Annotated in this window: 15 protein-coding genes and 2 pseudogenes; 8 read left to right on the top strand and 9 right to left on the bottom strand. The window is 53.3% G+C overall.

Annotation, left to right across the window (positions count from 1 at the left end; translation table 11 throughout):
- The 8 genes from ACFQJB_RS15075 to ACFQJB_RS15040 all read right to left on the bottom strand — a co-directional run.
- Positions 1 to 1,727: SNF2-related protein (locus ACFQJB_RS15075; protein ID WP_379728676.1), on the bottom strand; the 1,727-nt coding region annotated here is incomplete at its 3' end.
- A complete protein-coding gene (locus ACFQJB_RS15070; protein ID WP_379728674.1) occupies positions 1,715 to 2,500 on the bottom strand; it encodes a phospholipase D-like domain-containing protein in 786 nt (261 codons plus the stop codon). The genes ACFQJB_RS15070 and ACFQJB_RS15075, both read right to left, overlap by 13 nt.
- Positions 2,501 to 2,517: 17 nt before the next feature.
- Positions 2,518 to 3,063 (bottom strand): hypothetical protein, encoded by a 546-nt coding sequence (locus ACFQJB_RS15065; protein WP_379728538.1) that lies wholly within the window; start codon positions 3,061 to 3,063, stop codon positions 2,518 to 2,520.
- 221 nt (positions 3,064 to 3,284) lie between these two features.
- Positions 3,285 to 5,189, bottom strand: a complete 1,905-nt coding sequence (locus ACFQJB_RS15060) for a DUF1156 domain-containing protein (protein ID WP_379728672.1) — start codon at positions 5,187 to 5,189, stop codon at positions 3,285 to 3,287.
- Positions 5,190 to 5,408: 219 nt separating this feature from the next.
- The gene (locus ACFQJB_RS15055; protein ID WP_379728534.1) at positions 5,409 to 6,050 is read right to left on the bottom strand and encodes a DUF7680 family protein; all 642 of its coding nucleotides are present in this window, start codon (positions 6,048 to 6,050) and stop codon (positions 5,409 to 5,411) included.
- Positions 6,050 to 6,505: a hypothetical protein gene (locus ACFQJB_RS15050; protein WP_379728670.1), complete on the bottom strand. Its 456-nt coding sequence runs from the start codon at positions 6,503 to 6,505 to the stop codon at positions 6,050 to 6,052. Before ACFQJB_RS15050 ends, ACFQJB_RS15055 begins: the two co-directional genes overlap by 1 nt.
- On the bottom strand, positions 6,505 to 8,841 hold the full coding sequence (locus ACFQJB_RS15045) for a DUF499 domain-containing protein (RefSeq protein ID WP_379728668.1): 2,337 nt from the start codon (positions 8,839 to 8,841) through the stop codon (positions 6,505 to 6,507). The genes ACFQJB_RS15050 and ACFQJB_RS15045 overlap by 1 nt, the downstream gene beginning before the upstream one ends.
- A gap of 513 nt (positions 8,842 to 9,354) precedes the next feature.
- Positions 9,355 to 9,582 (bottom strand): hypothetical protein, encoded by a 228-nt coding sequence (locus ACFQJB_RS15040; RefSeq protein WP_379728530.1) that lies wholly within the window; start codon positions 9,580 to 9,582, stop codon positions 9,355 to 9,357.
- A gap of 227 nt (positions 9,583 to 9,809) precedes the next feature.
- Here ACFQJB_RS15040 and ACFQJB_RS15035 point away from each other — a divergent pair, with 227 nt between their 5' ends.
- The 3 genes from ACFQJB_RS15035 to ACFQJB_RS15025 all read left to right on the top strand — a co-directional run bounded on the left by ACFQJB_RS15035 (position 9,810) and on the right by ACFQJB_RS15025 (position 13,870).
- Positions 9,810 to 9,995 carry a hypothetical protein gene (locus ACFQJB_RS15035; protein ID WP_379728528.1) on the top strand — a complete coding sequence of 62 codons (186 nt, stop codon included), beginning with the start codon at positions 9,810 to 9,812 and terminating at the stop codon, positions 9,993 to 9,995.
- Positions 9,982 to 12,483 carry an AAA family ATPase gene (locus ACFQJB_RS15030; RefSeq protein WP_379728526.1) on the top strand — a complete coding sequence of 834 codons (2,502 nt, stop codon included), beginning with the start codon at positions 9,982 to 9,984 and terminating at the stop codon, positions 12,481 to 12,483. The genes ACFQJB_RS15035 and ACFQJB_RS15030 overlap by 14 nt, the downstream gene beginning before the upstream one ends.
- Positions 12,484 to 12,841: 358 nt before the next feature.
- The gene (locus ACFQJB_RS15025) at positions 12,842 to 13,870 is read left to right on the top strand and encodes a Cdc6/Cdc18 family protein (protein WP_379728524.1); all 1,029 of its coding nucleotides are present in this window, start codon (positions 12,842 to 12,844) and stop codon (positions 13,868 to 13,870) included.
- Between the two features lie 131 nt (positions 13,871 to 14,001).
- Here the strand turns inward: ACFQJB_RS15025 and ACFQJB_RS15020 are convergent, their stop codons facing one another.
- The gene (locus ACFQJB_RS15020; RefSeq protein ID WP_379728522.1) at positions 14,002 to 15,651 is read right to left on the bottom strand and encodes a DUF4143 domain-containing protein; all 1,650 of its coding nucleotides are present in this window, start codon (positions 15,649 to 15,651) and stop codon (positions 14,002 to 14,004) included.
- Between the two features lie 527 nt (positions 15,652 to 16,178).
- Between ACFQJB_RS15020 and ACFQJB_RS15015 the strand changes: the two genes are divergently transcribed.
- The 5 genes and pseudogenes from ACFQJB_RS15015 (at position 16,179) to ACFQJB_RS14995 (ending at position 23,636) form a co-directional block, all read left to right on the top strand.
- A complete protein-coding gene (locus tag ACFQJB_RS15015; protein ID WP_379728520.1) occupies positions 16,179 to 16,751 on the top strand; it encodes a hypothetical protein in 573 nt (190 codons plus the stop codon).
- Between the two features lie 364 nt (positions 16,752 to 17,115).
- Positions 17,116 to 17,598 (top strand): annotated as a pseudogene (locus ACFQJB_RS15010) (hypothetical protein); the annotation flags it as partial.
- A gap of 2 nt (positions 17,599 to 17,600) precedes the next feature.
- Positions 17,601 to 17,911, top strand: a pseudogene (locus ACFQJB_RS15005) (hypothetical protein).
- 163 nt (positions 17,912 to 18,074) lie between these two features.
- Positions 18,075 to 22,787 carry an AAA domain-containing protein gene (locus ACFQJB_RS15000; protein WP_379728666.1) on the top strand — a complete coding sequence of 1,571 codons (4,713 nt, stop codon included), beginning with the start codon at positions 18,075 to 18,077 and terminating at the stop codon, positions 22,785 to 22,787.
- Between the two features lie 204 nt (positions 22,788 to 22,991).
- Positions 22,992 to 23,636 carry a hypothetical protein gene (locus tag ACFQJB_RS14995; RefSeq protein ID WP_379728512.1) on the top strand — a complete coding sequence of 215 codons (645 nt, stop codon included), beginning with the start codon at positions 22,992 to 22,994 and terminating at the stop codon, positions 23,634 to 23,636.
- Positions 23,637 to 23,888 lie beyond the last annotated feature (252 nt).

Here is a 23,888-nt window from a genome sequence, read left to right as displayed (position 1 = left end):
CCGTCGAGTTCATCCAGAACATCCCCGTCGTTGAGGTCTGCGTCTTGTAGCGTTTCGAGGACAACCTGCTCCGCATCACCATAGTCTCGGTCACGAGCGCGCTCCCGACCGGCAAGGACGGTTCGTTGCGCTCGGAGTGTCTCAAGCCGGTGTTTCAAACTCTGACTGATCGCATAGACACTCGACGTGAGTCGCTGTCGATACGTGGTCATCACGAACCCGATGGCGCGTGTTTGGGCTTCGTCAGTCTGTTGGGCTCGCTTGTAGAACTCGCGGGTGTACTCGTCGATCTGGTCGTAGACCGCCCGTGCCTCCTCGGTGAGTTCGATTTTCCGTTGTTCGGGATTCCGGTTCGGAACGGTCGTGTCGAGGAGACCGACCGCCTCGTACTTTCGGAGTGTATCCCGCGTATTCCGATGGATGAGCGCGTCGACGGGTGTGGACTCTGCTAAAACATCGCGGATGACGCGCCAACCGCCCGGAGAAAGTTCGTCAAGTGCGTCCTGTCGGTCGCTGCGGGACGCCATCAACCATTCGTCGGCGTCTTCCGGATAGAGGAGTCGTTTGAGTTTCGTATCCTCGCTCGCCTCAAAACGGTCGATCTCGTACTCTGCCATCGCGTCGTCGACGTGGTCAAGATAGCCGTCGTAGGCGTCTCCATAGGCGCGTGCGAGCCGGCAGGCGGTCAGCACACGCTCTTTGGCAATGGCACGGTTCTGTCCGTCCTCATTAATCTCAAGCTCGTCCGCAATGTGCTGGAAGACTTTTGAGGAGAATGGTCGATCCGTCGGGAGCCGGTCTTGGTGTTCCAGTCCATCGAGCGTGGCTTGCGTGTCCCAGGAAGCCTCCGTTTCGTCGGACTCTGAACCAGGATTGTTGAGAACCTCGTTGAGGGCCTGCGAAAGCCCGTCTCTAGTTTCAAAGAACTCCATGAAGGTATCCCGGTTGTCCCAACCACCCGGAAGATCCAGCAACTGCATCAGGTCATAGAGTTCGCCAGCGTGCAATTGCATCGGGGTAGCCGTCAGCAGGTAGTAGGCGTGTGTATAATCGCGAAGCTGTTCGAGAAGAGCGTAGAAATTACTGCCACGCCGGGCGTTGTGCGCCTCGTCGACGATGACGGCGTCCCACACGCCCATCCGGTCTTCCGTATCGTGGTCGCGTCCGCGGCAGCTTGCCGGGATGACGTCCCGAGACCGGTCGGATAACCGGTCTAAGGGAGCGACTTGATCCCACCGGTCGTCGAGACGAGCCGTGTGCCAGGACATAATGACGACCGTTGGCCCATCCAGCGGCGACGATGTATAGTCGTCAGTCGACTGCTGTTCGTAGAGGAACCGCCAGATAGGGCTGTCCGCCCATTCGTGCTCCCCGCTGAGGTCGAGATCTGTTACCGACGGTGGATAGTGGTCGCGGCCGCGGACGTCTCGGAATACGTGATCGCCCGCTGTGTCCCGGTCAAACCGGACGGCGTTGATATTAAACTTTTCCCAGAGCTCTTCCTGCCACTGTCGCTGTAGACTCGCCGGAACCAGCAACAGCCCAGTTTCAAGCTCGCCGGTGAGTCCAAGCCGCGAGAGTGTGAGACCGGCTTCGATCGTCTTCCCGAGTCCCACCTCATCACACAGCAAGAAGCTCTGTGGATACGTATTGACAAGTGTATCTGAGACAACTCGTTGATGCGGCCACGGCGTGATCGTGCTTGCTTCCTCGGCTAGCGAGCCCACCGGGCGAGAGCGCATGCATCCTGAATGATGTTCGCTTTGTCGCGCTCCGTCGGCGGAGGCGCTGTACCGTTCGCGATCTGAATCGCTTCCTGGAGATCGCCCTCGGTGTCTGGGGCTTTCCAGTCGATAATGTCTTCTTCGATCGCCTCGGGGAGGTCATACACTTCGACGAAGGGGTGTTCATCACTCCACAGCCGCTCGAAGGTCTCCTCGTCGCCGGCGACGTAGTCCGCCTGTTCAGGAACCCACGACCGATGAACTTTGAACCGCTCGTAGTTGCGAGCCCAGCCGCCGACCGTCTCATTGACGCTGCCCTCGAAGGAAATCGTGTTTCCATCGTTATCGTGGAAGAGTCCAACTTTCGGATGGAAGATCTCCCAGTCGTGAGAGGGAGAGCGGGGATAGGCGACCTTGATGTGGATTCGTTCTTCGCGGAGGAGACGCGCGAGAATACGGAGATTCGCATCCAAGCGTTCGTCATCAAGATCCTCGAGGTTTTCCCAGGCGGTCGGTGAGCGTCTCTGAACCGGGCGGTCTGACTCGTAGAGTTCGGTGCCGACGATGAGACGCATTTCACCATCGTTCTCGACGAGGGCGTGAATGCCGTTGGCAGCGGCCGCGAGTGCCGTACTAGAGAAGTAGCCCGCGATCCGGTCGTATTGTTGACTGCTTTTCAGCGCGGGTTCGTAGAAGTCCTTGACAAGATGCGCGCGTCCCTGTTCGGGTTTACTCTCGTAAATGGACTGCCACTCGTGGTCACGTAGATTAGTCATACTGGAGGAGTTTCAGGTTAGGCGTGGTCACCAAGTTCGCTCTGCTCGTGCCTGTCTTCTGAGAGGTTAGTGAAATCGGTGGGGGTGAATTCGAGGCCAAGAGTGTCATGCGCTTTCCCTAATGCGAGGTCGCGGGCCGCTTGCCATTCCGAACTGTTCTGAGGGAGAACTTGTAGAAGAGCTTTCAACGTTGATTTGAAGCCAGCGTCTGTGTCGAAGTTGCGTTCTTTGAGCCAATCGATCGCGACGTCCTCACCCTGTTTCTCGTAGACGTGCATTGCGGCATGAACTGCATCGAGGGCTATCGTGTAGGACAGTGCTTCAGGATCAACGGGCGTCCGGTTAGATCTCTCTTCGGGTGGCAGAGTGATATCTTGGACTCGATCATTGTGAGTTTTCAGCTGAATGTCGCCACGTTTCTTCCCCCAAATTTTCGTAGAGCGTTTAATATCGTCAATGTCGACGCCAATACCGAGCCCCAGTTGATGGCCGTCATCGTAATGGAAGGTATCGGATTCGTGAACCAGCCAAGAGAGGATATACCACTCTGTAATGTCATCCAAGTCGTCTAGTCGCTCGCCTTCCAGATATTCCTCCACGAGGACTCGCGTTACGGCCTCGCGTGCTTCTTAAGCTCGTCGTGGAGGAATCTCATTATCTTGGTCGTCGACGACAGGATAGGCATCTGCGTAAACTTGCAGTGTCGGCCCGAACGCAGAAATGATGACGTCTGTTTTCGTCAGAGAGAGGCCAGCATCAAGCAGGTCTCTCGCTGCCTCTTTCGCTACTTCACGGGTCTCAGCACGGACATCGCTCCACAGAGTTGGAACCGTTTCAGATTCCGTCTTACTATCGTGCGGTTTTCTCCCTGTGAGCAGCAGAGTACTGTCAGCTGAACCTCCACCACGGGTGTCATCCGCTGTGGCATCTCGCTAGTGATCGGGTGAGTTGATGTAATAGTGAACCCTGATCGAATCAGCGACTTTGTGAGAGTGTCCCAGGCACTAGACTCCTTGTGAGTGAACATGACAGTCATCACACCACCGGGCTCAAGAACACGGTAGAGTTCCTGGAAAATCTCCGCCATCTTGTTCTCGTAGTCCTCAGCAGCTAATTCAGACTTGGATTTGGAGTCCGTGGCAACTTCCTCGTATTCGGCCACATTAGCAACCGCCTCCTGGCTTTTGTCAGTAAGATCGTCAGAGAATACTTCTGGATGAATATCTTGGAGATACTCTTTGAGCCAAACATAGCTCATATCAGACATTTCAGAATAGATGATGCTGTCGTAGTATGGGGGGTCAATAATAATGGATTGGATAGAATCCGAGTCTATCGGTAGATCTGCCGCGTCCCTCTGTGAGATTTGAACATCATCAGCATCTTCATTTTCCAAATACGTAGCTATCTCTTCGTAAGAGTCTCGAACACGATCGAGATGATCCTGATGGTCTTGGTTGCCCGCAGCAGGATTATTCTCTACGAAAGCCCATTGGAGAGTAAAGTGCTTACCACCTAAAGCATCGCCTAGAAGCCCATTACTTGTGTCTAGCGGTGAAAATCGTGTATTTCTGTCTATGACTTTGCTAGCTACCAAAGCCAGTATTGTGAGTACCGCCTCAGCTTTCTGTTCATCATATTGATTGAGTATCTCCTCCTGACACTGCTTGTATGCTTGGAGATATTCATACTGGGTTACAAGTTGTCTTGGAGTAAAAGCATCTCTCCATTTTGTAACGCCGTAAGGACCTGCTCTATCTTCATCGCCGATATATCGCTTGACGTCAAGGAGTGTACTTAAGTCAAAGTCTGTGTCAATACGATCAGCGGCTTTAGATTGTGCTTCGTAGTCTGCTTGTGTGGGTGCTCGCCAAGCGGTTCCACCGGATGATTTCTCATATTTCACCCCATAGATCTCATATCTGAATTCGGAATCGTGGATTCTGTCTTGTATTGCATCCGATTCCATCACGATTCCACAATTCAGGCACTCAGCACCACTACGAGTATGGGGGCCGTCCTGCGGATTGTACTCAGATTTCTTGACATCGTCCGGTAGCCTAACGACCTCGTACTCAATCTCAGTCCCATCCTCGGATACGGAAGGGCGTGCTGCTACTCCTTTCGAGGAAGATCGTTTCTGTAGCCACCATTTCTTTGCCATAGGTATATCGCAACCACACTCAGGGCAGTCTACTGCATAGGTACAAGCATAATGTGAGGGGGTCTGACGCTCACCCTCACTGGGGAAATAAGGTTCAAGCTCCTCCTCGGCGAGTTCATCAATTCGGTCGCCCCACCGATTGAGTTCGCTCTGGAGAGAACCAACGCTGGGCGCATACTCAAGGAGAACCTTAAGCATCACAGTCGGGACGGGGTTGAGTTCGTTTGCTGCTGTCGGTAGGCCATAGCGCAGAGATTCAAACGGAATAACGCCCCCACCGGCAGTCGGGTCTAAGACAGTAGGTAGCTCCCCGTCCCAATGATCCCGAAGCAACTCGTGGATATCCGCTTTCTCATCTGTTGTAGGTGTCCGAGTGTACGGGCGAGGATATCCGTAGTGGTCTTCTAAGTTTCCATCCCGATCATCTTCAGTACGCTTCTTTTCTGCCACGTATTCCTCAATATCGACATCGATTTCGTCACGAGGCTTGATCTGCATCCAATCCAGCAGAGTATTGGCGTCCACCTCTGGGGGAAGTATAGACGCAAGGATAGCCAGTCTGAAGCTGGAGTTGGACGACGTGCAAACCACGGGTGAAGATATCGATGAGGCGGCATAAAGTAGGGGTTAGCCTCTTTCAGATTCTCAATGCCAACCGCTTTCAGGGGAAGATTCCCCTCAATTGCGACACGCTTCAGCTCCGAATCGCTATCCTGATTTTTGGGGTATTGACTCATAGCTAGATCACTCAATATGATTCGTCAGCAGCACTCGAAGAGCCTTTTCACCGTTCGGACTCGACGGAGACCGGCACTTTGCGTACCAGTAGTAACACTCCTCATCGCTCATCCGTGCAACGCCTCGCGCCAGCGACCGCATCCGGTCGATACGCTGGATCGGCTTCACGCCACGGAAGGCAACAGCAAGCCGAACCCCTGCCGTCTCGGGTAGGAACACGAATCCAGCACCCCCAGTGAGAACTTCTGATGAATCTCCTGGCGTGCCTTCAATCGCCTCCCGGACGACATCCTGAAGCGCACGTACACGGGTCGGATCAAGCCGTGCGACCTTTGCGCCGGCCCACTCATCCCACGTCCAGCCATCGAGCTTGGAAAGGAGGTCGTCCCCGGCAACGTCCGAGACAAGATCCTCGACTGGTGTGATACTCAACGAACGACCATCCCGCTCCAGACGATCACGGCGGGCTTCAGCCTGTTCGCGAGGGAGTAGTTCGTGGAGCGTCCACTCGCCGCCACCGTCTGTCTCTCGTCGGACGAGCGTGAACGTTGGGCGGCCACCAAACATACTCGTCCCGTAATGAACCAGCCGATCCTCATCCGTTCCCTCGGCCGGAGACGGCCCGAATTCCGATCCGCGACTCGCCATCAGACCGTCACCTCCGAGCTCGCCTGAATCGGGCCACGCCCTTCGACTCGGACGTCTATGTTGCCCGAATCGAGGTCATTATCGAGGGCAGCGAGGAGGTCGTCACTCTCGTCAGTAATTGGTTCGGGCTCGTCAAACTGGAAGCGGAACTGGATGGTCTCTCGATCATCGCCGAACGAGCCAGGCTGGTCGATCACGTCCCGGAATCGGCTCGGTGACCCTGTGAATTCTGCGCTGTACGACCCATCGTCAGTCCGGGTTTCGTACTCCATTCGAACCGTCACCGAGTCTTCGCGGGCTTTGAATCCGGGGCGTTGGCTGACGAACTTGGCCGCCTGGAAGGGATCATCCCCACCGACTTGGATTGTCACTTCTTCTAGCAGCGGCGTCCGGTCAGTCCCGGCCTTCGATTCTGCATCTCGACGGACTTCCGAGAACGCCCGCGAAGCAGACATCATCTTCTTGCTCGCCTCCCAGGATTCCTCGGGCTGGCACTCCTGGCATCGACCTCGTTCGTCCAGCAGCTGCTCGCTGCGACCTCTTTGCCGCAAGAACTACAGGTCGTATCGGACTGGTGCTCCTCACAGTAGTAGGGTTCGCTGCCTTCTGGGTTTTCAACCTCCGCCCCACACTCGTCACAGGTGGCAACCGTCTGTTCTGGCCTGTCGATTTCGTCGAGGTGGTCGTCGACGAGCACGTCGATCTCTCGGTAAACGACGAAAGGCCCATCATCCTTCTTACTAGGAATTTGGACATCGCTGTCCCGAATTGGGGTCTCAACATCGGGGGATTCCGCGAACGGTTCCGGGTGTGGCCACGTCGACGGCTCTGTCGTCCCGGCCCAGAACGCCGTCCCAGACTCGCCATCCCAATATGCGTACCCGTGGTCGCTAACGAGAGAGGAGACAGTCTCTCGAATCGGTTTCGTGCTGAAGAGGTAGTCCAACCCCGGCTTCTTCGCGTATTGGTTGACCAACGCTTCGGTGGACATAGCGTCTTGAGTCTGCTGCCAGAGTTTCTGTTGGACGTGAGCAGACCCACGAGCACCGGCGTCCCGTTTCACAATCTTATCCTCGAGCGTTGTCTGGACAGCGTCGACCAGTGTCGTCCCGCCGTTGGATTCGGTCGCACCGATGGTGATGTGCGTAAGCCCGTCCCGGTCAGGGTAGTAGAGGTGCCGGTAGACATTCCGAACGAGTTCACCGAGCATCAGCTGTGCCTCGTCGCTCCGTTCTCGGAGCTCCTCGATTTGCTCTGAGGAGAGGTCAGCTTTCTGCTCAGGGCTATCAAGCAGGGCCTCTATGGCTTCGAGACGACGAGCCTCGTCAATGGCCGCTTCCATTCGATCAGCGTCAGGAGCGAGGAACAGAGCGTAGTTCTTGTAGATTCGCGTCTCGGTCTCTCCCTCGTGTTTTGCGGCTTGCTGCTCATAGAGCTGAGTCACCCGGTTTGGTGGCGTATCGCCGCCGTCTTCGACAGCAGCGGTGTCTGGGTGCATCATCGCGAGCTTCGGCGTATCCGGGGTATCCGGTAAGTCTGCCGGCGATTCAGGGAACTCCACCGGTTGGAAGCCACCATCGCCAATTTCCTTCGAAGTGAGACGGTTCTCGAAACGTGAATGAGCACTCGCTTCAGGGGTAGACTCAATCCGCTGGTCGATTATCCGGATCAGGTTTGGTTCTTGCTTGAACCGGAGCCGCTCTTCCTCATAGAGGAAGTAACACGCGACGTCCATATCGTCGCCCCGAAGTGCGGATAGTGCTGCATCGTAGTCGTCAAAATTCAGATCGGGATGGCCGATAGCGAGGTTCAGATCGGCGTGAGTTAGACCAGCGGCCTGTTCACCGTATGCGAGGCTGTGCCAGAGAACTGTCGTTGTCAGATGGCTCCCGAGAGGCGGGAGACCGTTTTCGGTCCATTTTCGATCTTCAAGTTGGGCGTGCGCGGTACCATCGTCGTCGTAGATGTCGGCGGTCACTGCAGGACCGAGATCGACGAAGTCGAACAGGCGCTCACGAAGTATTGTCTGAATCCCACCACCAGGATCGTCGTCGGCGACTGTGAGGTCATAAATCCGAATCCAATGGCGGTCGTAACTGTCGGGCTGGTGATTCCAGAGATAGTAGACGGCACGAGCAAGTAAGCGGAGGGCATCGCGCGTGCGCTGGAATCGGGGGATTGTATCGATCTTGTCCGTGAGAGCGTCGATTAGGGAGGGATGGAAGGGATATTCGCGTGCGAGAACATCCACGTAGCCAGCGTCGGTGGCTTCCTGTGGGTACTGCCGGTCTTCCTGGTCATAGAATTGGAAGTATGAGTCTGCGGCTTCACGCGCGGTATTTTCTGGGACTTCCGAAAAGAGGCGGTGCTGGAGAACCTGCCCAATCTCGTTTTCGTCGGTCGGCGTGACTGTCTTGTGCTGCCGCCGGCCAATCTCATTGACCTCCTCAATGTGATCACGGACGCCATCACGAACCCGGTCAGCCTGCTCACCGAATGCCGTATCCGCGATGGAGTAGACAACCGTGACGTGTTCCGATTCGGCAGCTGCTTCGAGGAGTGCCATCACGAACGAAAGCGTCTGATCGGCGAGTGTCTTGTCGCCGACAGGCGTGCCCGCGGCCTTGTTCATGTAGTCGGCGATTTCGTCAATCAGGATGAGAGCAGGCTGGTCGTACTGAGCGAAAAGTTTCGATAGCGTTCCCTCACCGGGTGCGTCCCGGTCTTGGTCGTAGTCCTTGAGGTACTCGTAGCCATCGAGGCCGTAGAGCTGGTACGCGAGTTCCCCCACATCGTCCGAGTGTTCGGAGCATCCGGATCATCGTCGGCATGGCGGGCATCCTTACTATCAGCCTTCGTTCCGATGAAGACTCCCGTCGCAATATCGAGGCCCTCTGCCACCGCATCTTGATAGTCGGCCGCAAGCTCATCGTCGCCGTCCAGCAGGTAGTGCGAGAGGTCGTCAATATCTACGGGGTTCTCAGCAAGATGGTAGGAGGCGATAAGATCGTGAGTTTTCCCACCACCGAACCGTGTGTCGAGACAGAGAATGCTGGAAGTATACGATCCAGGATCGTACTTTGTCGTCGCTAAGAAACGCCCTGTGAGATTGGAGAGCAGCGTCCGGAGACCCTCCGTGGGATAGGTCATATCGTAGAAAGAGTCGGGGTCTCGATAGACTGGTGCTGCCTTCTCAGGGTTGTGGACGACAGTCGAGAGTTTTGCAGCGAACTGTTCCTCCTGGAGCGAGCCGTCTAAGACGTCGTCTCGTGGTTGACAGCTTTCGAAGAGAGAGGGGTACTCACTACTCATCGATTTCCTCCGTGGGTGAGGAATCAACTTCTGGTTTGGACACGATTACGAATTCACACTCCGTGCTGTTCTCGATGATCGCCTTGGCGATTCCCTTTGACTCGGCAACATCAACCTTGATTGTGTCCCCAACCTCTGCATCAAATTGGTCGAGTTCAGGGCCCGACAGATTCACCCGGCCCGATTGACCGGTGTTCTGTCCAATTGTCTTCTGAGTCATTTTGATACTCACATCACCTGACGGGAATGTTATAACCTTTACTTAGTCTAAAGCGAGTGATGGCCCAATTTTTAATTCACCATCCTACAGAGATAGTTCTCGATTAACTCTATCAGTTTGTAGATGTAGTCATTGGTGATGATTGACCCACTATTGAGACCCTCGAACAACCCCATTATAGCTGGGTTGGAAAAGGAATATACCCTTAGCAATCACCAAGTGAATCTATGACGAAAGAACTCAATAGCCTACATAGGGAGATTCTCTCGGAGTTCAAGCGGCGAATTGAGAACGATGAGGATATTCCAGATGACGTTATCGCTGCTCTACAAGACGAAGACGACCTGGGACTAGAATCGGTCGATATCGTAAAATCCGCAGTAAGTAAGGGAATTACTGATGAGACTGAGTAATCTTAAGATCAGAGAATTTCGGGGTATCAGATGCCTTGATATCAATTTTTCCTCCGACGGAATTCTCATCTATGGACCGAATGGAGTCGGTAAGAGTAGTATCATTCAGGCAATTGAGTTCCTACTCACAGGAGAAGTATCGAACGTTACGGGCACCGGAACTGGCCACAAGTCACCAACTGATGACATTCACCATCGAGAAGCTAGTCCAGAAGAGTGTGAAGTAACCGCTACCTTTGAAACAGAAGATATCGAAGTTTGTGTCCAGCGATGTCTTGAAGACGGTGAACTCACCCTTGTATCCAGAAGTGACGAGAAAGACGACGAAGGACTCCCCCAATCTATTCGAACTCTTCAGGCAGCGACGAAAAGCAGACTGAATTTCCTGACTCGTGAGGACTTGCTAAGATTCGTCGATGCTCCAGACAGCAAGCGAGGAGAGGCATTAAACGAGATGCTCCGGCTGGACAGGATTGATCAGTACCGGAAAACGCTCCAACGGGCCGAAGGAGACTTCGAAAGCCAACGGAGTCAGACTGAAGAGGAAATGGACGAGGCGCGTAGAGAATTTTATGACGAATTAGAAACGGGAGCAGAGGAAATTCTCGGCAAAGGGTCTCCTGCCGTGGCTTCCGACACGACTGCGCTTGAGGTGGTAAACGCACTTCGAGCCGAGTACGACGCAGATCCAATAGATGATCTTGGGACGATAGAGTTCACCGGCGGAATCACCGAACCGAGCCAACCCTCCGTTCATCCACTTGCCCGCACCAAGACCGTCGACAGACTCGGTGACGTCGCTTCAGGCGTAGACGATCTCCGAGAGGATATAATAGAACCTTTCGTAGATTTGACAGGCACAATTGAGAAGCTGGATTCCCGCCCAAAACTGAGACGGGATATCCAGGCACAAAGCCTGATTCAGCAGGGACAGAAGCTCGTTGATGACGATACCAACCAGTGTCCACTCTGCTTGGATGACTGGGGCGACCGCGACTTGGCAGGGTTACTAGATGATCGGCGTGAAAATGTTACCGAGGCTGAGCATCTGCGAAACCATATTAGCGAACGGATTGACGATCTACAGAGTGCCTTTCGTGATCTGGAGCGGCCTCTGGAGTCGCTGATCGAAGATCTTGAACACGAGATTCCAGAAGATTACGAACCCCTCATATCAGAACGGGAACACCTGGTAGAATTCAGCGAACAGCTGGCAGAGACACGGAATGAACTCACCTCAGGAGATCTCCTTGATATTCCCCACATAGAAGCGGATTCTACGGAACTCGAAGCTTCGTTGATTCCAGCAGGCATCAACGAGACGCTCAATCATCTCCAGAGGATTGCCGAGAAAGTTGAAGAACCCGATAATCGGATGGCCGCCTATAGAACGCTTGCAGTAGCGACCGAACGCTACGAAAAATACAGACAGACTGCAGAAACTCTTGATGAAAAAGAGCACCTTCATAGGATCGCCGAAACGGTTTTTACAGAGTTTCAGAGTGTCCGACAGCAGCTTATGGACGACACGCTGTCTGAAATATACAATGAGTTCGTATCTCTCCTCGATACTTTCTCCAGTGAGTTGATGGTAGATCCGGATGACGGGACGTTTCAATCAACAGATGCCGGAGTCGAGTTCCGGGTTCCGTTCCACGACGGCGAGACACATCGTCCGAACCTGCTGTTCAGCGAGGGTCAGCAGGACATCATTGGGTTAGCACTGTTTCTTTCAATGACCCGTGCTGTCACCCCGGAGTCGGTCGATCTTGTGCTACTGGATGACGTTCTTTCTTCCGTTGATGCCGATCATCGAGCAAACGTGGCCAGCATTCTAAATTCTGAATACGGGGACGAGTTTCAGTTCCTATTCACAACTCACGATTTGGTCTGGAGCCGCCATCTCCGACGCAGCGATCACATCGACAGTGAGGAAAACGTAGTTCATTTGAGTAGCTGGAGCTACCACGCTGGCGTACACCAGCACATCGATATCACCCAGCCTCGTGAAAATATCGAATACCATCTCAAGAATAATGATCTAACGGCAGCAGCAGCTTGGGCACGGAAGATGTCCGAATACTATGTTGCGAGAGGATGCGAGAATTTCAATGTAGAAGTTAGATTCGACAAGATACGAAATCTTTCGCTAAGTGACTATCTTAATTCGCTAATGCCTGTGCTTTCCGATCGACTAAGAGAAGGGGAAACAGACGACGAGACTACACTAAATGATGGAGAAGTTGATGACTTGCTCGATACTATCGGCGACATGCAGATGTTTATCGATCAGAATCTCTGGGGTATGAATAAGAATGTCCACTATTCTGAGCCTGAGGCTGCGTCATTCACTAAAGGTGAGCTCCAGTCAAACATAGAGGCTTTCGAGGAAATCTTCGAAGTAATTCACTGTGATGACTGCGAATCCTGGCGAAGTGAGAGTGATACAGGAATTGAATGCGATTGTTCGATATTATTGAAAACGTAACTACCAGACATCCAACGAGAATAACCTGCTCTGTTGAATAGCGGTGCTCCGAGAGAGGGGCGGAAATTGAGAAGACTTCTGAGCGGTTGATGGTCGCAACCTCAAAACCGGCACCGCTTCAACAACGCTCAGAGGACGCTATTCAACACAGCAGAATAACCCTATCGCATAGGATGACCGTTAATTCCGACTGAAATGGAATGTGAGATCAGATGATCCCGGAAACCACAGGCTCCGATTGGTCAAACCAACACACAGCGTACGGATATTGCCTCTCGATTTACTGCTCAGGCTGCTTTCCGGAAACAACCCAATCAGGCTTTTATAATCTGACCTAAAACCAGTTTACCAGATATAGATGATCCGCGATGCTCGCGTCCTCCGTGCCGGGTTTGTACCTAAAGAAATTGAGCATCGCGATGCCGAAGTTAACCACCTCTCCACCGTCCTCGAACCAATCACGTACGGTGAACCCGCCGACACCGCCATCGTCACCGGCCCCAGCGGTGTCGGTAAGACCTGCATCTCGCAGTTTGTCACCGAACGTCTACGTGAGGAGGTTCTCGATGTCGAGACCACCTATGTAAACTGCTGGCGGAACTATACCCGATTCCGCACGCTCTATCAAATCCTCGAAGACATCGGCGCGACGATTGACATCCACAGGCAGTCGACACCACATGACGAACTCGTCGACCGTCTCCAGCAGCATGATGACCAACGAACCGTCGTCATCCTCGATGAGGTGGATCAGCTCGAAGATCCGAGCCTCATTTACGACCTCCACAGCCTCCCACAGTTCGCGATCATCTGCATCGCGAATAAGGAAGAGGAACTGTTCGGCAGGATCGATGACCGGCTCGTGAGTCGGCTGCGCTCCAGCGAGCACGTTCGAATGGACAAATACCGCGACAAACAAATATACGACATCCTGAGTGCTCGCTCGAAGTGGGGTCTCGACGAGAACGTCATCACCGACGATCAGCTCTACCAAATCGCCGACGCGGCCGCCGGTGACGCCAGACTGGCAATTGGCATTCTTCGGACGGCAGCCAGCACGGCCGACCGCAAGAACCTCACCCGGATTACTGACGAGATTCTGCACGACGCCGCCGAGGACGCTCGGGCTCAGATCAGACAAAAAAGTCTCGATACGCTCACGCCACACCAGCGGATCGTCTATGAGATTGTACGTGACCACGGCCCGGTAGGGCCGAGCGAAATCCACGACCGCTACACCGAGGAAGTCGACGAACCTCGAACCAAGCGGACAATACGGACATATCTCTCAAAGATGAGCCAATACAACTTAGTTAAGTCCGAGGGGACGAGCCGAGACCGGCAATACGCACTATTAACCGAGACAACGCAGTCACCGGCAAAGTGAGTATAACTTGTGTCGGGAGCAAGGAAGCACGGTTTTAACCTACAAACTCGCGTGAAGAGTTCGTAATTGTTGGTTAAAATATCCCATCGTGGAGAACATCGATTATCGCTAGACAATAAGAATCGTATCAATCAGGAAATGAGCAAGAAGAGCCAGTATGGGAGATAATGAACGGTTTCGCCGTTGAATTCGCCACTGAAGGTCTCCCTGGACTTGAGTTCTCGTGGGAAACTATCTGTGAGAACAAACCGAGTCGGACAGTCATAGTCGAGATCAACAGCATCACCTGTTGTGTCGGAATGATTCCCATCTGAAGGGTCGAATTCGACTACCGCATGTTCGGCTTCAGCGGTGTATGGATGATACGATAGTGCGAACGGAACTACAAGCCCATCACCTTCCAAAATGTAGTCTACAACGCCGCTTTCAGTTGTCTCATACTCAACAGATCCTGATTCAGTGGGACCATCTGGCATCCGCCAAGCAAGCCGGCGAGCATGATCGTAGAGAACTGACTTGGCCAGCTTATGCTGGAACTCATGATTAAGCTGCGCAGGAGAGCCGAAGGTTTCATATCCAAAATGCTCCTGTTTCTGTGATAACGTTACTAAATGTCTAGGATTCCGAAGATACAATCTTGTTCTCCGGTGTTGACGTATCGAATACTCGTTGGCCTCTGAGACCGCTTTTCCGGCTTCTAGTGTCTGCAAATATGAATCGATTGTCCGCCGATCAACGCCGATCTGATCTGCAATTTCAGTATATTGGAGCTCTTCACCGGCTTCTGTCGCAGCAATTGAGCTCAACCGATGCAGATTTGCTGGCTCTTGTACCCGCTCAATATGGGCGAGTTCCTTATACAGATATAGTAAGAACCGCGATTTGACCAGCTCATTCCGAACGATGGTATCGGGGGTTCGATATAGAATACCACCGTGTCGTAAGTAGACCTCTGCCGCTTGATGCAGTGTCTGTCGCTCCGATTCAGTGAGTTCGTCGAAATAGAGTTGTTCAAGGGACTCAAGGAATCCGTCCATCTCACGATTTTTCAAATGTGTTTTAGCCTGTTTGATCAGCGGTGGCGTATCGGTATCTATTCGTGTTTGATATCCCCGAACCCTCTCGCTTAGATTCGTATCAATGCTTAACGAAATGTCTGCGATTTTGTCAAAGGTTCTCTTTTTTATCGTATCGATAAACTTCATCGTCAGCATTGGGAAAACCTTGTTTCTAACATCAATGCCGTCAGGAGACAGATTGCTGTCAAAATCTACTTGTGATTTAGTGTGGCCAGCAACGAGCACGACAGATCCGGGCTCGAAAATCTCTAAAAATTGTTCTTCCAAATTTTCATCTAAGCGTAGAGCACCAATATCGTCGAGGAAGATGAATCGTTGTTCAGTAGGATTAGCAATATGCGATCTGAAATAATCAAGCACATTAGATAGCGCAAGGATTGCATCTTGTGGCGAGTCGAGATTATACAAGGACTCTTCTAATGGAATATAGAGGATCTGACTCGGAGATACCGACTGAACCAAATCCTCCGATCGACTCTCTGGATCCCACTCGAACTGAGTTGACTCGATCAAGCCCGCGATAAATTGTTGTATCAACGTCGTTTTGCCGATACCAGTCTGACCATAGATCGCATGTATATTTGCCTCGGTGGTGGCTGCTGATTCCTCGAAATCATTGAGTAGCCTGAAGAAATCTGATCGCGGCGAGTACTTCGTTACTTCATCAAAATCAGCGGAGGCCAAGGTCGATTTGACCACCATGGATTGTGATGTTCTGCATCGGAGATATAATCCTCAGCACTGCCAGCGGTCCCAAGCATAAACTCATACAAACACGCTGTAGCAATAAAATTTTACATCGAAATGTACTCTCTTTCGGATATAACGTTCCTTCGCATACAGATAGTATTATTCGATATAAATACTGTTATAAGAACTCTACCGCACTCATAGACGAGTACAATATTGAATTATATATCTTCATCGCAAATCCATATTTCAGAGATTTATTGAATTTACAATGGTGTCTTCCTAGTTATAAGTACGACCATAACATACGTGCCAGTAACCACTGACAGAAACTCAGTCGATTCAAAATGTCGCAACGAAGGAAGCCGTCCACGAATTGCGTGGAAACCTGGAGTGGACGGCTCTCGACCGTTGTTCGCCCCGACAAACATCCCAACCAGTCACCCATGAGTGGGATCCTGGGAGGTGGGGCTTAGCTTCCCCTATGAACACTCTAGATAAGTGTTTTTCCCTTCCTTCTAGGTGACTGGTAGATATGTATGAGTACTGCTACAAATCCAGCCGACTCAGGTCGCACCCCATGGGAGAACCTCTCCCATCATCGACAGCGACTGCTCAAAGCGATTGCCGAAGTCCATGGCCGAGGCAAATTCGAACGGCCTGATCTGCAGGCTGATATCGAAGCCTCGTCAACAGTAAGCGACATCGTCGATTCTCAAGCAAAGGTCGTGAAATCATTGAATTCCACGACACTACTTAACGGCCTTGTTCGAGACGGTTATCTCGACAAGACTCACCAAGGTGGTGAGAGTCCGATCGTACTCTACTTGGAGTATGATGACAGCCATGACAATTACGAAGTTGCCCCGTTCGGCAACCTTAGCAAATTCCATGATCTGGTATTCCAGATCTTGGACTCGCATGACCTCTCTGAGACAGCTTTAGGCGAGGTCGATATGACGGATTTCAATGCCGTCGTTGATGCTGTCAACCGTGCTGTAGGTCACACAGTACTGGTTATCGTCTCCGAAACGAGCGAGTACAAATGGACCGACGATGAAGCCTACGAAACGGCATTCGAACATGCGACCGCCGTCCGAGAGGACAACTGAAACATGAAGCATCGCACACTAACCAATTGTCACTACCAAACGGAGGTGAACTATGCATAAACGACATGCTCAATCCCAGACAGAGATTGACTTCCTACCACCATTCGGTGAGCCGGAAGTCGTGACGACGGGTAACGCAGCCGGCGATATCGCGATAGCTGGTACGGTTGCTGCCGTCGGCTTAGCTGCACTGGCAAACAACTAAACTTAAACTAACCACACACCGGTACAGTACCGTGTGTGGTATTCATAACTAAGAATCGCTGCACCGTTAATGGCTCTATCATTCACAATCAGTAAATCGTGACGAATTAACCAACGATATATTCGGATACTAATTTTGTTGGTTAATCAGATTGGTATACCCGCTCTCATCGTCGCACCGGCCGTCTACGCCCAAGAACGAGCCGACGATACCCTCAGCGAGACTCACGCTGAAATCCTGCAGGCCCGAACGCTTGCCCGGCTGGCAACCTACGCCGATGAATACGATATCCCATTGCTCGTTACAAGAAACGAACGAAACGAATTCACCGAGCCAATTGCGACGGCTGCCGACCACCACATTGAGTGTGAGCAAACCCGGATGGGGATCACGGATCGTCGGCGAGGACTTTGAAACACTCGTCTATTCCGTTGACGACGGCGCGTATTACCAGACGACGTTCGCTTACTGGCGACAGCTGCTCTCAGCGCGTGCCACGCAGGTTGGAGTGGAACCAACACATCGTCAACGCCAACCCCAGAGGGCGTCGGGACAGGCATCACAGTTGACGATGAAAAGGTAGCAGCCACCGCAGATGCGCTGCTCGATGCGTGGATGGCCACCGGTGAAGGAGGCCGATAGCGATGGGACGCACGAATCCGACATATTGAGATGCACCCCGAGGATCGAAGAGCGGTGGGCAGGGTTCCGCCGGGCACTCCGCCGGCGAGATCAACCACGATTCGACCGGCTGTTCGAGTACGCCCAGGAGCACGCTGATGCAAGCAGGCTGTTGAACCACCAGAATCCGCTCCTGTCGGCCTTGTTCAGCATTTGCCTCGAGCAGGAGAGCCGGCTCGATTACCACGAACACCGATTGGATATAGAACAGGCGTTAGCACACGAGGACGCGCTAGAATCTGGAGATGAAACTATGGAGAGTGAGACTCGATGATACTTCCACTGCGGTAGGCGGACGCTTATAAGCGAAGCCACGGATGAATGCCACAATGGCTACCCCACCGGACGCTTCCACCGATATTCTCAAACCCGCAGAGATTGGCGAATATCTTTCGCTCGGTCAGTGTAGCCGATTTTTTAAACACCGGATCGACGATGTGAGTAAATCGGAGCATCACGACGGCGACGAGTATGACGAGGCGTTCACCCCGCTCAATCTGTTACTCTCTGAGGCTGGCGAGCAGTTCGAGCAGGGTGTCAAGAGCCGCTACGAGCGTCAGGTTGACGACGTGGTCGACCTCACGAATGATGACGAGGGCGACGAGTTTGACCCCGACCACGGGACGGTTCTTGAGACGATTACAGCCGCTCTCGCCCAGCCAGCCGAGACGGGATTCACCGTTCTGTTTCAGCCCACACTGAAAGGTGAGGTTGCGGCCTACAATATTGCCGGCCATGCGGATTTCGTGATCGTGTGGCCGACTGAGTCAGGGGCTGGCGTTCGCGTCATCGACGCCAAATCTACGGCCGAACAAAAGAGCTACCAGCAGATTCAGGCCGCGATCTATACCCGATTAATTGAGCAGGCAGTAGAAACGAGTGCTAATATAGACAGCCAAGCTGTCACCTACTCCGCCGGTGTTGTGACCCGTGAGACGGAGTGGGAATCCGAATTTGATATTTCGAATCACCCCTCATTCGACTACCGTTCCCGGATTGCCGACGTAACCCGGATGCTACAGGCCGACGGTGAGATCGCCTCGACGAGCGAGCACGACCTTTCCGACGCCCCGCACGCCATCACCGACAAATGCAGCCAGTGTCCCTACACAGAGTCGTGTACGACCGAGGCGTTCGAGCAGTCCCACGTTCGATTACTTGGCTTGAGCGAATCCGAGCAGAAGGTTCTCGTCGAGAACGGCATTACGACTATCGACGAACTGGCCGACCTGTGTACTGCCCCGAATGATGATGAGTGGGATCCAACAACGCAGAAACGAGCCGGGTTCGTGTCGAAGGATTCGCTGTACTACGATCTGAAAGCCGATACGACAATCGGCGACAGCTTACCAAATCTCGTGTATCAGGCCGAGGCGATTCGCCGACAGCTATCCGACCCTGACGACTATCAGAATGGCTTGTGGATACCCGGAACCGGTAAGTTCCAACTCCCCGAGGACGATCCATTCGACCCCACAGAGGTCGAGTTCGCTCCCAACTCGATGATTCGGGTCTATCTGAATGTACAGCACGACCACCTTCGGGACCGACTTGTCCAGTTGAGTGCGCGAGTATCGGTTAGCGACCCGGATATTGATTCCATCCGTATATCGAAGCTAGCGGAGAACGACCAGTCGGGTGATGAGCAGATCGGGTTTGACTCAGCGGCTGCCGATCACAGCGAGCAGTCGTTGCTTACGAGATTCGTGTCCGATCTAAATACGGCGATAGAGGCTGTCGCATCTCGAATGGATATTCCTAGTGGGTTCGGCCAGGACAACCCGCTGTTGCAATTCTACACCTACACAGCGGGTGAGTATGATGCGCTCAGAGAGGCGATAGAACGAGCGACTGACGCCGCTAGCGGCGACGCTGATAGCGATGCGGCTGATACCGATACGAGTACATACCCCGAACCGATGACCGGTGGACGAGTCGAATCCCCGGAGCAACTGATTCAGGCGTTTGCGGATACGCTTGAGGGCCAGCCGGGAACGGACACACCACGGGTTGCTCACATCAAGCCGGAGATCAAGCCACGGCTAGCAATACCGACCACGTCATACGGCTTGCTCCACGTCTACGACTTTCTCAATCCCCCGTCGGACGAATACAGCAAGCCGAAAACGCCCGATGGGTGGCAACACACGCCCGTAGACGCCGCTAGTGGCGAATCGGTCGATATTCGGTCGCTGTTCCGGCATCGACTGTTTAATACCGAGCGAGCATGGCGTCGGACGGACGATGGAATCAGTGTTGACCCAACCGATTATCCCAACAGTCAGGGCCTGAAAACCCGATATCGCTACGGTGCCGAGATACCACTGGGATATATTTGGGCGGCGATGGGCCGGATTGATGAGCAGTGGATCGATGACGTCGAGATGGATATTTCCGATGACGCCTACAACATTAAAACCGACATCAACAGCTATCTCTACTACGACCCTGTTGACCGCGAGCGAAAGATCAGCGAGACTGATGTGACCGCGCTTGGAAAGCATCTCGTCGACGCTATCGAACACGTCGAGCGGGCTGCCTTCTATCGAAGTGAGAAGATCACAGATCGGAATCCCGAGGTTGACCCGGCGACACTGTGGACGGATACTCGCGAGACGGCGACAATCGCCGAGGCATCACGCGACTATCTCGCCGTCGAGCATACCGCCCAACAGCAGGAACTATACGAGTTATACCGAAAGCTCCCCCGACAGCGAATCCTCTCCGGGGAGACGATCCCAGTCAAGATCAAGTCCATCGATACCAATACAGGCCGGAATGGCAGTATCGTTGTGTCGGGCGATATTCCGTATGGCCACCCCAATCTGTTCGGCGAGGAGAACGCTGAGGATGCCAAACTCGTCTGTAAAAAGAAGGGGAAAGAAGGCACCTCCGGCGGCGATTGGATGGTGGCTAACCGCTACTACCCGACAACGCATACCACCGAGGCGACCACGCCAGCAGAAATTGAGATGGGTGTCAAGGCGACGATTCGTTCAATTGACCTGAAAGCACAGGAGATCAGCGTGGAGCTACGCAATATGTTTTGGGATCCCGGCCGGTACGACTCTGAACACCGGGATTTCACACTTGACGGAGTTGAGGCTCGTGGTGACGGTTTTATGACGTTTATTGACACCGACGAGTGGCTAATTCTCGATCCCACCACGCAGAGCTTTTCGGCCGACCGTGCCGACAAGGCCCTCGAAACCGCCGATCAGAACGCGCTTCATACACTTCTTGAGGGGTTGCGGTGGGGAGAGGACGACGCTCTCAGCGATACTATGTTCGATGCCGACCAGCTGGATGCCTTCGCTGGCTGGATGCAGGACAACATCGATCCCGACACCTATCCGAACGACGAGCAGGCTGAATTTATCACCACCGCCGATCAGGTGGCGTTACTGCAAGGCCCGCCGGGAACAGGGAAAACGGACGGGACGCTGGCCCCGACACTGTGTGCCCGGCTGTTCGCTGCCGGACAAGTCGGACAGAGCGTGTCCGGGCTGATCACCGCGCCGTCGAACACAGCCGTCGACGAGGTTTTAGAGAGTACCGCTGACCGACTCAACACGCTCTCTGAAAACGGCGTTCACGGACTCTCCGAGGAGACAGTCGATATCGTCCGGGTGACACACGAAACACCAGACAATCCCGTAGATGGTGTCGAATACATCCACTACTCCGATGGCGAGGGAGCCAAACGACTTCGAGAGTTGCGCGATCAGATGCAAAGGACCGACAACCGGGTTGTTCCTGCCTCCCAAGCTGACAAGACGCCGACAGCCGACGGTGGATCAACACAAAGCCAGTCCGGACAGGCGACAATCGATGTGTTCGACCAAGGAGAATCCACGGAGACTGACGTGACCGACGATGGGCCGCCCGCTAGCGAACAGTCACACACGCTCATTTTTGCGACGCCGACATCCAGCTGGGGAATGCTGAAGAAAGTATGTACGGCGAGTAGTCCCGACCCCGAAGATATCGCTAACTTCGATCTATGGGACCTAATCGTCGCTGACGAGGCTTCGATGCTCACACTGCCAAAACTCATTCTTGCCGGCACCGCGATGAAGCGGTCGGGACAACTCCTACTCGGCGGCGATCATCGGCAGCTGCCACCCGTTCAAAAACACGAGTGGGAAGATACCCACCGGAAGTCTATCGTCGAGGCCGCACCGCACCTATCGGCCCTCAACTACTTCCGCTTGCTCGGTGGCGATCTTGATGATGACCATGCCCATACGGACAGTGGCGAGGGTGACAGTGATACCGACGAAGAGAGGAGCAACGACTCGGTAGCGAACAGCGATACTGACGTTCTCGATGCCGATGAGCGCGACCGGCTTGCCACCAATATTGATCCCGACAACAATCCGATTCCGTTGATTCAGTTGGATACGACGTTCCGTTTCGGCCCGGAGACAGCGGATTTTATCGGAAACACAGTGTATGATAAGGACGGGATCGACTATTCGGCGACCGAGCATGACGACATCCCAGAGCTGCATAGGGCCGACACTGAGCCACTACAGGCAGTATTTGCCGACAATCCGATTACCGTCATCACCTACGATTCCGACCGCACGTTTCAGCAGGTAAACCCAATTGAGTCAACGATCTGTAATATCCTGTTGTTGAAACACAGCCACGAGGCGACCGCCGGTGTCGTGACACCCCATAACGCTCAACGAAGCCGCCTTCGATCCAATATTGCAACCATCCAGCAGCGTGTTGAGAACCCGCCAGTCGACCTCGATAACGGCACGCAGGTCGAGACTGTCAATCGGTTTCAGGGTGGGCAGAACGACATGATGATCGTGAGTGCAACCGCCTCTAATCCACAGTTTATCCGGTCGGAGAGCGATTTCCTATTGGAATTAAATCGAGCCAACGTCGCGTTCAGCCGTCATAAGTACAAACTGATCGTCGTCATGGCCGAATCCCTACTCTCCCACATCCCCGATGATCCCGACACCTACGATCAGTCGCTTCTGTGGAAAACGCTGTCTCGCGACGCCGGCGAAGCCCCGACAGTTGACGCCAACCCAGTGTGGAACGGAACGCTTAGCGAGTTTACCGAACCGGTGACGCCGCCGAATCAGGAACTAGCTGACAATACCGACGTGTCAATCTTTCACCTCTAACAGACAGATTGAGTTCTAGTGGGCCACAGAAGGACGTAATATACCAAAGCTCTCTGTGGGTTAGAATCCCACAGAGGTTGATCTGTAGTCTGAATTTAGCTGGAAATGCAGAATTGCTTATTCCTGAAGTATCGACCTTCGAAGCAGCTTCCATAACAAACATGCTATTATTCGACTGTCATTACGACAGAGAGGTCTGTGAAGATGGGTACACTTGTCATCGACATTGAAACCGCGAGTCCGTTCGAAGAGCCGCCGGAGAATTCAAACGATACCCAGTACTTCGAATTGTTCGCTGTCAGCCTCGCCTATGCTGACGAGGTGAATAACATGCCAGAAACCGAGGTATTGTTCCGACGCGGTAACTGGGACGAACAGTACACAATCGATCTATACGAACGGCTCTTCGATTGGTGTGACCAGCGGAATGTGGATCGGCTCCTCACATACAACGGCACTTGGTTCGACGGCAAGCACTTACTGAATTGGGCCCGCGATACCGATGAGAGTGGTAGCCGCAACTTCTCGGCACGCATAGAGACTTTGTTCGAAAACCACGTTGATGTCGCACTCGCGGCTGCCGACGAGTATGAATCCGGCTCTGGGACGATCAGCACATCCTCCCTGACTGGAAAGTCTACGACCTCACCGGGATCGAAAACGACAGCATCTGGTACGACGACTACGACTTCCCCGACACCTATCTCTCTGAGATCGAAGGGAAAGCTGTGCAAGGCAAGCACATCGGGCAGACTCTCGGCGAGAAATACGTGCAAAACGTCGAAGCAGGTATCGAACATACCGGCGTTCACCGCGAACTTACACAACTACTCAACGACTACTGTCTAAGCGATGTCGCAGATCTCATCGACCTATACACAGCACTGGGTGGCCCCCGTCTCGACGATACATACCGCCGTACTGCCGCCGACATCGGCTGATTTTGATAACACAACCGGGTTCGTCGAGTAGGAAGCGTAGCGTTTCTGTTTCCTGTAGAATCTCTCTGGAATCCATTGCCGTCAGATCTGTTGTAATTTTAGCTCCTCCGGCATAACTGGGCCTCGGTGCAGTAGATTTACTCTGTTCTGATGAAATCTC

It is taken from the genome of Halonotius sp. GCM10025705 (assembly GCF_042662885.1).
Taxonomy (GTDB): Archaea; Halobacteriota; Halobacteria; order Halobacteriales; family Haloferacaceae; genus Halonotius; species Halonotius aquaticus.
This window is presented reverse-complemented; position numbering and strand designations above follow the sequence as displayed.